This window comes from Dyadobacter sp. CY345 (assembly GCF_021502725.1).
In the GTDB taxonomy this organism is placed as follows: Bacteria; Bacteroidota; Bacteroidia; order Cytophagales; family Spirosomataceae; genus Dyadobacter.
Genome location: NZ_JAKFFS010000008.1, coordinates 152,562 through 164,730, shown reverse-complemented (window position 1 = coordinate 164,730; position 12,169 = coordinate 152,562). Strand labels below are relative to the sequence as shown.

General features: G+C 40.2%; 10 protein-coding genes. 5 read left to right on the top strand and 5 right to left on the bottom strand.

Annotated features, from left to right (window positions below; genetic code table 11):
• Positions 1 to 132 precede the first annotated feature (132 nt).
• Complete coding sequence (locus L0657_RS27450) at positions 133 to 1,623, top strand: alpha-amylase (protein WP_235154068.1); 1,491 nt, start codon at positions 133 to 135, stop codon at positions 1,621 to 1,623.
• A gap of 126 nt (positions 1,624 to 1,749) precedes the next feature.
• Here L0657_RS27450 and L0657_RS27445 read toward each other — a convergent pair whose 3' ends face one another.
• From L0657_RS27445 to L0657_RS27430, 4 genes are all read right to left on the bottom strand, one after another.
• Positions 1,750 to 2,289, bottom strand: a complete 540-nt coding sequence (locus tag L0657_RS27445; RefSeq protein ID WP_235154067.1) for a pyridoxamine 5'-phosphate oxidase family protein — start codon at positions 2,287 to 2,289, stop codon at positions 1,750 to 1,752.
• Positions 2,290 to 2,448: 159 nt separating this feature from the next.
• On the bottom strand, positions 2,449 to 5,490 hold the full coding sequence (locus L0657_RS28095) for an ATP-binding protein (RefSeq protein WP_235154066.1): 3,042 nt from the start codon (positions 5,488 to 5,490) through the stop codon (positions 2,449 to 2,451).
• 161 nt (positions 5,491 to 5,651) lie between these two features.
• On the bottom strand, positions 5,652 to 6,686 hold the full coding sequence (locus L0657_RS27435) for a DUF2235 domain-containing protein (protein WP_235154065.1): 1,035 nt from the start codon (positions 6,684 to 6,686) through the stop codon (positions 5,652 to 5,654).
• A 395-nt stretch (positions 6,687 to 7,081) separates the two neighbouring features.
• Entirely contained in the window at positions 7,082 to 7,873 is a 792-nt protein-coding gene (locus L0657_RS27430; RefSeq protein ID WP_235154064.1) for an MYG1 family protein, read from the bottom strand.
• A gap of 236 nt (positions 7,874 to 8,109) precedes the next feature.
• On the opposite strand from L0657_RS27430, the gene L0657_RS27425 reads away from it, so the two are divergent.
• On the top strand, positions 8,110 to 8,637 hold the full coding sequence (locus tag L0657_RS27425; RefSeq protein ID WP_235154063.1) for a GNAT family N-acetyltransferase: 528 nt from the start codon (positions 8,110 to 8,112) through the stop codon (positions 8,635 to 8,637).
• 63 nt (positions 8,638 to 8,700) lie between these two features.
• Here L0657_RS27425 and L0657_RS27420 read toward each other — a convergent pair whose 3' ends face one another.
• Complete coding sequence (locus L0657_RS27420; protein WP_235154062.1) at positions 8,701 to 9,309, bottom strand: RNA polymerase sigma factor; 609 nt, start codon at positions 9,307 to 9,309, stop codon at positions 8,701 to 8,703.
• 313 nt (positions 9,310 to 9,622) lie between these two features.
• Between L0657_RS27420 and L0657_RS27415 the strand changes: the two genes are divergently transcribed.
• The 3 genes from L0657_RS27415 (at position 9,623) to L0657_RS27405 (ending at position 11,918) form a co-directional block, all read left to right on the top strand.
• Positions 9,623 to 10,687, top strand: a complete 1,065-nt coding sequence (locus L0657_RS27415; protein ID WP_235154061.1) for a sensor histidine kinase — start codon at positions 9,623 to 9,625, stop codon at positions 10,685 to 10,687.
• Between the two features lie 11 nt (positions 10,688 to 10,698).
• Positions 10,699 to 11,436 (top strand): LytTR family DNA-binding domain-containing protein, encoded by a 738-nt coding sequence (locus L0657_RS27410; protein WP_235154060.1) that lies wholly within the window; start codon positions 10,699 to 10,701, stop codon positions 11,434 to 11,436.
• Positions 11,437 to 11,681: 245 nt separating this feature from the next.
• Positions 11,682 to 11,918: an acyl carrier protein gene (locus L0657_RS27405; RefSeq protein ID WP_235154059.1), complete on the top strand. Its 237-nt coding sequence runs from the start codon at positions 11,682 to 11,684 to the stop codon at positions 11,916 to 11,918.
• Positions 11,919 to 12,169 lie beyond the last annotated feature (251 nt).

Below are 12,169 nucleotides of genomic sequence, written 5' to 3'. Positions count from 1 at the left end.
TTGATTTCCGGGGATACGGAATCAATCTCCTGTTTTTTGTTAAAGGCACAATTATTGTATCGGAATGTTACAATCAGAAAAATATCTGAAACATCAACTATCAGTTTAATAATTACCTGGACTAAAATAATAATGGAAAATTTTACAATGCTTCAGTTCTTCGAATGGTATTATCCAGCGGATGGCTCGCTTTGGAGTCATTTTAGAAATGAAGCAAATCGTTTGAAAGCTATTGGAATTGATTCGGTATGGCTTCCTCCGGCGCATAAGGGAATGGCGGGAGATCAGGCTTCGGGCTATGATTCATATGATCTCTACGACTTGGGTGAATTTGATCAAAAAGGCTCTGTGAGAACTAAATATGGCACAAAACAAGAATTAATTGATGCGATAAAAGCAGGTAAGGAAGCCGGGCTTCAGGTCTATACTGATATCGTTTTAAACCACATGGGAGGCGCGGATGAAAAGGAAGTTGTGACGGTTAAAAAAGTAGAGCCTGAAAACCGTAATGAATTTATCAGCGAACCGATTCAGATTGAAGCTTATACCAAATTTACCTTTCCGGGCAGAGCAGGAAAATATTCAGACTTCGTTTGGGATTACCAGTGTTTTTCTGGTGTAGATTATAACGCTTCAACACAGGAAACTGCAATTTACAGCATTCAGAATCAATATGGTGAGGGATGGCAAGATGTGCTTGATCTGGAAAATGGAAATTATGATTATTTAATGTTATCCGATATTGAATTCAGGAACCCGCACGTAAGAGAAGAGCTTAAACGCTGGGGTGAATGGTTTTACGAAACACTTGATTTTGACGGATTTCGCCTGGATGCGATCAAACACATGGATCCGGAATTTTACAACGAATGGCTGGATCATCTTCGTGGAAAGTATCAGAAAGAATTCTATACAGTCGGCGAATACTGGGCACCTTATGATCTTCCATCGATGATCAAATATATTGAGGCAACAGACAGACGCGTGTCACTCTTTGACGCACCGCTGCAAGGAAATTTCTTCCAGGCTTCCAAGGAGCGTAGTGATTTTAACCTATGTACGATCTTCGACAATACGCTCGTTCAGGTTGATCCCGAACTTGCTGTTACGCTTGTTGAAAATCATGATACCCAGCCACTTCAATCGCTGGAACAGACAGTTGACGAATGGTTCCGACCGCTTGCCTATGCACTAATTCTTTTCCGTGAAGCGGGTTATCCATGTATTTTCTACACAGATTTATATGGCTCGAAATATAAGGATACCGGCAACGACGGTGAGGAACATGAGATTACACTTGTAAAACTTGAAGGTCTGGAAAGAATGTTGTATTGCAGAAAGCATATTGCTTACGGCTTGCAGACGGACTATTTTGATCATCCGAATTGCATCGGCTGGACTAGACAAGGTGATGAGGAGCACGAAAACTCAGGGTGCGCAGTTATTCTCTCTAACGGAGACGACGGTTTCAAGCGTATGGAAATTGGCGCTCAACACGCCGGGAAAGTTTTTGTCGATTACCTTAATAATGTTCAGGAAGAAATTACTATCGAGGAAGATGGCTCTGCCGACTTCAAGGTTAAAGGAAATTCGGTGTCATTCTGGGCAGTAAAAACAGTTTGATTTAGATATTCAAACCTCAGTGTTATTTTTTACCTTAACTAAAAAACCGCGGCTGGCAATTGATTTGCCAGCCGCGGTTTTTTTGATGATATCATCTTTTTATCAATTACAACCACGCAAAAACTATCACGGATTGACAAGTTTGCCTTCTATGGAATCGTCCAAAGTTTTGCCTAGCATAGCCCCAACAGCAGTTTTGACTAATGCAACTGCATTTCCATGTTTATTGTCCCAATAGTAACCCTCCTTTGCCTCAACCTTTATGACGGTGATTCTTGGATCATCCTCACCTTCCGTAAACCAGGCTTTAAGAATCGGCTCCCAAAGCTCCTTGATTGTCGCCTTGTCTTTTGAAATCGTCGCTATTCCGTAAATACTTAGAAAATCAGAATATTTTGATCCCTGGAACAAAAGCTGAACATTTGGATCAGACTCGATTTCTTCATTTTTGTGGCTATCGTCCGAGCTGAGAAACCAAAAATTACCTTGATCATCAACTTTTTGTATAGACATCGGGCGAGTATTTAATGGTTGGCCTGAAGTTATCCTTGAACAAAAAAAGCAGGTATTTGCAGCTTTTGCCAGTTCTTTTATTTTCTCCCCGGCCTCTCTGCCAAAAAGATCTTCATGATTTTTTTCCGGCTGTTGTTCGTTAATGCTGTCCATAAAATGTGGATTTAAAGGTTATAGTTACATCAGGTTGACAAAGATCGTTCCAGCAAAGCCGTAAGGAATTCCTTATTTAGCTAATTACAACTCTGAAAACACAAATTATTGCTCTGGTTTGATAAGTTACGGAAAGGTCGTATTCGGTTGATGATCTATTTAAAGATCAGCCGCAAGTTTGTCAAAATAAGGATTCTGTCCCCAAAGCTTTTTATTTCCTATTACATAAAACCTTCTTTTGGCTCTTGTCAAGGCAACGTTTAACATATTGGGTTTTTGAGATGCCCATTGCCGACTGGCCGGCTTATCAGGCGCACTTCCCAAAACCAAAAATACAATATCCGCTTCTTTTCCCTGAAATGTGTGAATTGTCCCACATTTCACATTTGGCAAAATATCTTTTAAGACTTTTTCGCATGCCGTGGCAACTGACTTGAATGGTGATATTACAAAAATTTCAGAGCTCATGGATGTCAACATACTCACCTTTCGGACCAGCACCTCCAGCTCTTCAACTATAACCTGCCTGGCTTCTATTGTAGTCCCAGTTACATCAAGCCAACACGATTTCCCTAATGGCGAATAGTTATCCACATCATTTTGCACTTTAACCATTTGTCCGTTATAGGCAATCGCATTGGCGATATCAAACATTGGGTTATCACATCGGCGATGCGCGCGCAGCGGTAAGCCAGTCCAGATATCTTCCTCTTCTCCGCCGTTCACCCAGGTGCCTTGTTGGGTGATCCTATCTGCAAGTTTCTGAACTGAAGTATGCAATGGAGACCAAAGCCTATCCGTTTTGTAGGCACTATTTAATATCTGCACTACGCTCTGCGGTATCGTCATCACTGGCTCAATTTGAAGCGGATCTCCAACAATAATGCTTCTTTTCACTCTATTGATCAGACCGGCTGCGGACTGAGGTGAGGCCTGACCAGCTTCGTCGAGCAAGAGCCAGGCGATACTTGATTTTTGCAAAGGTTTGAATAATTTTCCGGCAGAGGCCAGCGACGTCGATACGACAGGAACACAAAAGAAAAATGATTGCCAAAGGCCGGCCGCCATATTTGCCGATACCTCTACCCGACCGTCAATCATTTCCATGAAAAGACTTAAATTGTTTTTAAATCCTTTTGCATTTCCCAGAACAGCTAATTCATGTAATTTCAGGCTTTTCAGGAAAATGTTACTCCTGAGCGTATTAACAATTTTTGATGACCATGGATTTGCTCTATGAAATGCATCTCTGTTCGTCTCAAATAAGTCATACAAACTTTCGTCCGGGAGATTATTATCAGCAAAACCATATTTCTCTTTCAACGACGCTTTTAATTTCAGACTTAGTTTTGCACCCTTTTCAATCTCTTTTAATTCTCTTAGAAAACCGTCAGAAACCTCCTTATTTTTTTCAATTTCCTGATCTAAGTTACCAACCAGTGTCGCGTTTTCAGACTGCTGCGTAGACAATCTTACAAGCTCATTGAGCATTTTTTCAAGAGGTGCGTGCCAATTTTTATACTTCTGCGTATTGAAGAGTTTATGAAAAAAATAGAAAATCGGTTTTGACGATTGATATAACATCACGCTTTGCCTGGTAGAATCAATAACCGCGAGCAAACGATCAGCGTTTAATAATTCAGCTTTTCTTTTATCTGTAAGCATCAACAAATGACTTGCTGCTTCGTTAACTTTGTTTGTTAAATAAACCTGATGCTTGCGGTTTTCAAGATATTCCTTTAAAAGTGAAAAATACTGAACCGCTTCTTTCTTGAAATTTTCCAGATCTGTCAATAGCAACAGCAACTCCTTTTTAGCAGCAAGAAACTGTGCATGATACAATTCTGACCTGTCTTTCTTTTCGGGGTTATTATAGATTTCAAGTAAGAACTTTTGCAGTTTTGGTTTATCATCTTCAAAAGAATTCCATACGTTATTTTTAAATGCTTGCTTGTTTTTCGCATTGCCAAGCGCCGCCGACAGTAGCCCCCAGGCGTCTCCAACAATCAAATCCCGACTGAATGCTGACAAATAATCTGCGTCAGGAAAACTTGCACGATCAATCTTTTTTTCATCAGGCAACTCCTTGGAAATGTTTTCAACAGCAGCATTATTATTACTCGCCACTACGATTCCTATATCCCTAAAAACCTCAGATTTTGGTGGAAAGTAGTATGCATAAGAGTCCTTCCTTTCTATTCTTTGTGATTTCCCAAAAAGTTCTCCTGCCTTTTCCTTCAAAAGTATTTTGGCCCGTTCCACAATGATATCTGAAATGATATCCAGCAGCATAGTTGTCTTTCCTGTTCCGGGCGGACCGTTCACTCCAATTATTCCTTCTCCGTTTTTCAATTCACGCATGGCGGAATGCACAGCAGCCATTTGTGCAGTATAAAGACTGATTTCAGGTTTTGCAGCCCATTTACCAGACAAGATTAATTCTGGATTCAAAAGCTCGAAAAATGCTTGTTGATCTTTAAGAATATCTGTTCCCGGCTTAGCGTCCCGGCCATCGGACAAATATTTTTCTATGGCAGGACCTCGGTTTTCCTCTTTTAATAAAGCGTTCAGATCATCGAGGTAAAAGCTGTTCATGAAGGAAGGGTCAGGTTTCGAGTTTCGTGACACCTTGTCTGACTTGATGTAGATCCGGTCGTCGCAGCGAAGCCCTACAATGCCAAGCATCCTCAATACCTCAACTTCATTTTTTAGCTGTGCCCGAGTTAAAATTGGCGAGTTGAGCATTTCCAAACTTTCCGCATCCTGATTCGCCGGATACCGTTCTTTAAATTCATCCTGCGTTTTTTGCAGTTTCTCGTTGACGTTGGATATCGGAATATTATCCTGGAGACACTTTATTCCATGCAGATAAGAAGCTTGCAGGTATCCTCCATCATGAGAAGTTTGCCCATTTTCATTGACGATCATCACGGCCATGTAGGTATTGCCTGATGGCTTTTCAACCCAATCCTCATGAATCTCTTCTTGAACCGCCTCCTTTATCAAGTTCGCGATAGTTTCCTTGGGACTTTTACCAAAATAAATAATATGCCGCCAGGTAAAATCTTTCGACGGTTTGAACGACATTTCCCAAGGCAATGTCTTTGCCGGATTCATATAAACTACATCGCGGGGCAAGTCAGGTAAACTGAAAATTTCAACATCCCGCCAAAAAGATAAAACTGACTCCTGATTATTCACGCTGGTAAATTAATTACTATTCAAATTACTAATATACCAACGTTTTTTTCAAGCCATTGCAAATTTAGAATTTAGTGTAACCGTATATCGATTAAGAACTGAATATCAATACCTTTTGATGATTTTTGTCGATAACATCCAAGAAACCTACCGCGCATTCATCACGTAACTTTCTCTCGTTTTGGAAGATTATCCGGCGTGTACTTCTTGATTTTCTCCATCCGTTCATATACTGAGTGATGAATATCTTCACGGGAATCTGCATCGGTCATCACCTGCCTTTGTAGCTTCCCGACTAGTGAAAAAGGAAAATTATAAGAATCATACAGCTCTCCTTCGATCGTTGGCCTGACATTATCGGCTAGATATTTGTCTTCAAAGGAAAGCCCAGCTCCTTTCGCATTGTTGATCATCCAGTTCAGGGCAATGTCACTTAAACCTTCGTCCGGATATCCGCCGCCGATATTGGAGTGCACGCCGGGAAACCACCGTTGTTCCAGAATTTGATAGTGCCCGTCGAGCCCCGCATTGTTACTTTGTTTCCAGATCGCAGGCTCAAAATTTTTGCGCTTTTCGTCCAGCGCCAGTGCCTGGTATGCAAAATCCACGTGACTGCTTAAAGTCGTATCGTGAAATTCGTATTTTTTCTTATTACCAATAAATTTAAGCGGTATCCCGAGCGACCCAACTGTGTCCCAAACACCAATAAACTTTATTCTGAATTCAGGCTGACTGTACTCTGCCCGAAATTTGCTGGCAACATCACCATCCGGATGGGTCGGATCGGATCGGTCCCGATAAATTTTATAGGCTTCATTAATCAAAGTCAGATTATTACTTTTGACCAGTCCCGCAGTACGGATCAGCCCTGCCAGACTTCTTGCAGTATACGCTCCCCGACTAAATCCGAACAGATAAAGCTCGTCGCCCTGAGAATAATTCCAACAGATAAATTTATAGATATCCAGAATATTCCGGTCTATCCCACCCCCAATCATACCATTGATCATGCGCTTCAACTCGATGCCTTCCACGCCAACTCCCTCATCATAATATTTGAGCTGATGTATCCCATCTGAGGCTTCATTACAGATGCCTTCAAATATTTTCTGGATATTAGTTCTGACAGGCTTACCCTGGTAACTGTCACCCGGAAGATTCCAGGTACCATCACTACATGTAATAATTCTTTTCATCTTACGGGCTGGATTTTGTTTTTCCTTATGAATTATAAATCTCTCGATGACATTAAATTACCAAGACATAACTAATTAATAAACAGAATCTTACGAAATTTAGTTAACGGCCAAATTTCTACCATTAACTAGGTTATTTGCACCTTTTGAAAGTAAAAAAAATAAACCAATTGAGTGAATTTGCGTGTGAGTTATGGAGGTTATTGGGGGAAGGTAAAACTTCCATAAAAAGTAAAATGAGACAATCATGTTTCACACAATTGTCTCATTTTGCCCGTTCGGTCTTGATTCTATAAAATCATGGACCTATTAAAATCAAACCATTAGGTTAGCAGACCATTTCCACCGATATGGTACTTAGAAGAATTGCTTTGATTAATATTTAGTAGAAAAAATCAGAGCGTTTTAGCAAATTCCAGCGCAACGTTTTTGTCCTTCACAACAGCCATAAAACCAGAAGCATGGCGAAAAACAAAACCTTCGCAATCCGCAATGTTTTCGGGCACTTTTGCAACGGTTGTATCAACGGATTGAATTTGCCAGCCATTCGCATGAGGAAGCATCGCGAAGGTATGCTCGTCCTTTTCTTTCCAAACCGTCGAAAACTCGTCAAACACTGCTACGTTGTTCGCAAGGATTGTTCTCTTCGAGTAATCAGCTTCGGATTTTGCTTTTTTGACAGCCTTGTGGACTTCGTTTTTGATAATTTCCATTGTAAAATCAACTGCTTTCTGGAATTGCTCATCCTGTATCGCAGGATCGTTAATCTCCCGGTTGAATCCGCCAATGATACTGGAAGTATTTCTAAATCCCATTGGCAATGTGTTCCAGACTGCAAATATATTATCACGGTTTGTGTCGATTGCATCAATGGAAGCTATAAAGTTTCCAAAGAACGGCTGAGCCTCCTTAGGGCAGATTGAATTTTTGAAATGATCATATATTAATCCTGCCGCAGACATCATGGAGGCATCCTGGTGATGGTCAAAGTTCAGCATAAGCGGATCATATATGCCGCCCACGTCCAAAACAACGACTTCCGGATCAGCAAGTGAGTCAGCGAGCAGAGTTGGATTTCTGGAACGGATCACTTTAAACTGAAATCCTGCGTGACGTAACAAGGCCACAGCCATAACTTCGTCGGCATGAAAAGCGGTATCGTGGGTAATTACTTTCGAAAATTGCATCCTAGAAAACTAATTGATTCGCTCAAAATTAGCCGCATATTTCCGTTGTTTCGGATTTGAGCCGAGATTTTCTGTTTGAATGTAGGTAAAAAAAATTTACTTCAATGAAAATTTTCACTTTAATTCGTCGGTCAATGACAAACAAAAGAATTATCTGTACCGCACAAAATATAAAAATCTGCGTCTGTTATATCTATCGTTAGATTGTGACCTTTGGCGAAACATTTCGCGATACAATGGAGATATTAAAAAGCAAATACGAGGACATCGATAAAATTTTTGAGCTTTACCAACAAGGAACGGAACACCAGAAGACGGTGGCCATCAAGCATTGGAAAGGTTTTGAACGCTCCCTGATAGAAAAGGAAATATCAGAAGAAAGGCAATACAAAATCGTTGTTGACCAAACCATTGTATGTGTTTTCGCAATTGACTACAATGATCCTTTAATCTGGGGCGAAAGAGATAAAGATCCTTCCATTTACATTCACAGGATCGCTACAAATCCGGATTTTCGCGGACAATTTTTTGTTAAAAAAATCGTCGAATGGGCGAAAAATCACGCAAAAGCAATCCGCAAAAAATTCATTCGGATGGATACCGGCAGTGGCAACGAGAAACTAAATAGTTATTACGAGAGATGTGGATTCAAATATCTTGGAGTGGTTACGCTTGGAAACAGTGAGAGCTTACCTGCACATTATAAGCATGGCGCTTCAAGTTTATTCGAAATCCAGCTTAAAGGCGATGAAATCAATCTGTAATTGATTACTCGCTGGTTTTTTCAAATATTAAATAAAAAAAATAAATAGAAATTTCTCTGGATCTCAATGCTCAACCAATCTTTTTTCGGTGCGGTAACCAGGATAAAGATGTGGATAATTTTGCTTGATGAGATGCTGCAAAAGCGCCCTCGCCCGAACATAATGCGACCTTACAGTCGCCTCGTTAATGCCTAATAAATCGCCCACTTCCCTGTGATTATAACCATCAACGACGTAAAGAAGGAATACATTTTTATACACCGGCTTGATGTGCTGTATCAGTGATAGAATTTCTTCCGCTGTTATCTGACTGACGATATCTTCCTCAAAACCAAGGTACGGGGCATCTTCCAGAGCAATTCTGTCTTCCGTATGTTTTTTCTGTTTCCGATAATTGCTAATCGCGGTGTTGACCATAATCGTTCTGAGCCATACTTTAAATGGATATACAGAATCATAACTTTCCAGGTTTTTGAATACTTTCAAAAATCCTTCATTTAATACTTCCTCCGCTTCCTCTTTCGTTGAAGTGTAACGCAGACAAACGGTTTTGGCATATCCAAAAAATTGCTTGTAAAGATAACGCTGCGCCTGGCTTTCACCAGCTTTACAAGCCTCGACAACAGTTTGAAAGTCGCCCTCAGTATACGATATTTTTTTTCCGAATAGCACAGCAGAAGTATTTAGATGTTGGCATTTTCCCTGACACCGTTTAAGGTTAAAATTTCCCGGGGATCATTTTTCTGAACAAAGAGAAGAATTAGCCGATACAAGTAAAAATCGGCTAGACAAAGAGCAGGGAAGTCAGGATGAAGAGCCAATATTTACCGTTTAACCGGCAGTCTGGTTTTTAGAAACACTGCCATTATTCAATAAAATAATTCACGGTCAAAGTTTTTCTCTTTGACCCTATAAATGCGCTCTACGTCGAAAGTCTTTTGATGTTATAGCAACTTCATCTATTCTTGCAGCTTAATTTATTAATATGTCAAAGGAGAAATCAAAAGGTTGGGTAATTGTTGGGGTGCACATTCTTGCGTGGGCACTTCTGGGATTTGTGCTGATGTTTTATCAGCCTCTTTCCTGGGGCATCAAGCTACCGTTTGTGTTTTGGGCGAAACAATTGATAAGCATAGCTCTTCTGGTGGGCATATTCTATTTCAATATGCTCTACATGGTTCCCTCCTTTCTATTAAAAAACAATGCTTCCGCCTTTGCCCTTTGGATTATTCTATCGGTCGTGGTTATGCTGGTCATAAGTAAATTTGTCGATCAGCAGCTCCATGTGCATGAGCAAATGGACGCGCTTATGACGCAGGCAGGTCCAAGTCGCCGGCCACGGGGAGTCATCGACGGCATCTTACTCATGATCTTACTTCTGGTACTTGGGGTGAGTACAAGTCTGTCAGTACTTCAACGCTGGCAGAAGGACGCCCAGATCCGTGAGTCAGTCGAAAAACAAAACATTGCTACCGAACTTGCACTTTTGAAGGCGCAGATCAATCCGCATTTCTTTTTCAATACCCTGAACAACATTTATGCGCTGACGTTCACAGATGTTCCTGTGTCCCGAGATGCGATTTTAAAACTTTCGCGGATGATGCGCTATTTGCTATATGAAACACAGCAGGACACGTCTTTGTTGAGCCAGGAAATTTCCTTTATTAAGGATTATATGGAATTAATGAAACTCCGTTTGCAAAGTAATACAACGGTTGTTTTTACCGAATCGAAGCCTGATAGAGAATATTCTGTCGCACCGATGTTATTACTTCCCTTCATTGAAAACGCTTTTAAGCACGGCATCAGCGCCATGCACCAAGCCAGTATTCGGGTTGATCTGGACATCGCGGATGGATTTCTTACTATGGTAGTAAAAAATCATATCTTTCGTGATAAAGATGTACTGAATGTGGAAAGCGGAGGAATCGGGCTTGTGAACACACAGCGCAGGCTGGATTTGTTATATCCCGGAAAGCATGAGCTATTGATTGACGACAATATTAATGACAATACATACCAGGTTTTGTTAAAAATAAATCTGGTTTAAAATAGTTTCAGATGACAAAATTGAATTGTATTACGGTTGACGATGAACCACTCGCGTTGGGTCTCGTAAGCGCCTTTGTCGAACAAACCCCATTTTTGAATCTGACAGGAAGATATGGCAATGCCGTCCAGGCTTTGCAAGCAATCCATTCTAAGGAAATACATTTAGTATTTCTGGATATTCAGATGCCTGATCTTAACGGTATGGAACTTGCCCGTGTGTTGAGCAAAACGGCTTCCCCAGATCAAACGAAAATCATTTTCACCACAGCGTATAACCAGTTTGCCGTGGAAGGTTATAAGGTTGACGCACTCGGATATCTGCTTAAACCTTTTGGTTATGAGGAGTTTCTGGAAACGGCGATAAAAGCAAAAAAATATTTTGACCTGATTCAGGAAGGTAATTCGGTTCCCGAAGTCGAGGTTAAGGATGATTATTTATTCGTAAAAGCAGATTACAAACTGGTCAGAATTGATTTTGAATCGATTCTTTACATCGAATCTTTGAAAGATTATTTGAAAATCCATTTGGTTGCGCCGGCAAAACCTGTTATGACTTTAAGCAGCCTGAAAGCAATCGAGGAAAAACTGGTTCCTGGTAAATTTTTACGACTTCACCGCTCTTTCATCGTAGCGATAAACAAGATTGACTCCATCAGCAAGAACTCCGTGCATGTTGGCAGTATGGATATTTCGGTAGGTGATTTATATAAAGACGCATTTAAAGAACTTCTTTCAAAATGGAGTTAATAATTGACAGACAATTAATTACGAAAATTTTCTCAGCATATATCTAAATAAAATAGTAACTTCAATTTTGTTAAAAAACATTAAATACTTTGATCGCTTGCCACATTACCAACACATTTTCGGTAATTACAATCATAAAAAAATTCGATAAGTCATTTATTCAATTCCCTGTTAAACCGCCTCTGGTTATATGAAATAATCTTTTACTGGAATTTACTTTACTCTTCACCAAAATTGATTTTCATATGAATGAGCAACTGCGTGCCTTACTTGCTGCTAACAGCGGACTACCTTACAATGCCATTACAGAGGATGCAAACCTTTCAAAAGACCTTGGGCTCGATAGCCTTGACACGGTCGATCTTGTACTGCAAATGGAAGACGTCTTCCACATTTCGATTCCCGACGAAGATTATCAGCAGCTTCAAACCGTTAAACAATTTTCCGACTATCTCAAACGTAAAATCGTAGCCCAGGCTTAGTTTAGCAAAACAGAGATAACAATTTGATTGTCAGGCAAAATTTCTTTTTTTATTTAAGTAATAACTTCAACGTACTATTCGAATGGATATAGGTTTACTCCAATGACCTGTACAAAATCCCTGTGTCTTAGAAAAATTGAAAGATTGTTTATCCAAATTATATTATCGCTTTCACATTTTCCGTTCTGGCTCCTAACTTAGAAATTTACTAGCCCATAATGTTACTTCATTAAGAAACTCCCTCAGTTTAA

What these genes read in the sequence shown, in the direction of transcription:
- L0657_RS27430 (WP_235154064.1), bottom strand. Translation starts at nt 7,873, where the DNA reads ATGCAATTTTCGAAAGTAATTACCCACGATACCGCTTTTCATGCCGAC.
- L0657_RS27410 (WP_235154060.1), top strand. Translation starts at nt 10,699, where the DNA reads ATGACAAAATTGAATTGTATTACGGTTGACGATGAACCACTCGCGTTG.
- L0657_RS27425 (WP_235154063.1), top strand. Translation starts at nt 8,110, where the DNA reads ATGGAGATATTAAAAAGCAAATACGAGGACATCGATAAAATTTTTGAG.
- L0657_RS27445 (WP_235154067.1), bottom strand. Translation starts at nt 2,289, where the DNA reads ATGGACAGCATTAACGAACAACAGCCGGAAAAAAATCATGAAGATCTT.
- L0657_RS27450 (WP_235154068.1), top strand. Translation starts at nt 133, where the DNA reads ATGGAAAATTTTACAATGCTTCAGTTCTTCGAATGGTATTATCCAGCG.
- L0657_RS27415 (WP_235154061.1), top strand. Translation starts at nt 9,623, where the DNA reads ATGTCAAAGGAGAAATCAAAAGGTTGGGTAATTGTTGGGGTGCACATT.
- L0657_RS27435 (WP_235154065.1), bottom strand. Translation starts at nt 6,686, where the DNA reads ATGAAAAGAATTATTACATGTAGTGATGGTACCTGGAATCTTCCGGGT.
- L0657_RS27405 (WP_235154059.1), top strand. Translation starts at nt 11,682, where the DNA reads ATGAATGAGCAACTGCGTGCCTTACTTGCTGCTAACAGCGGACTACCT.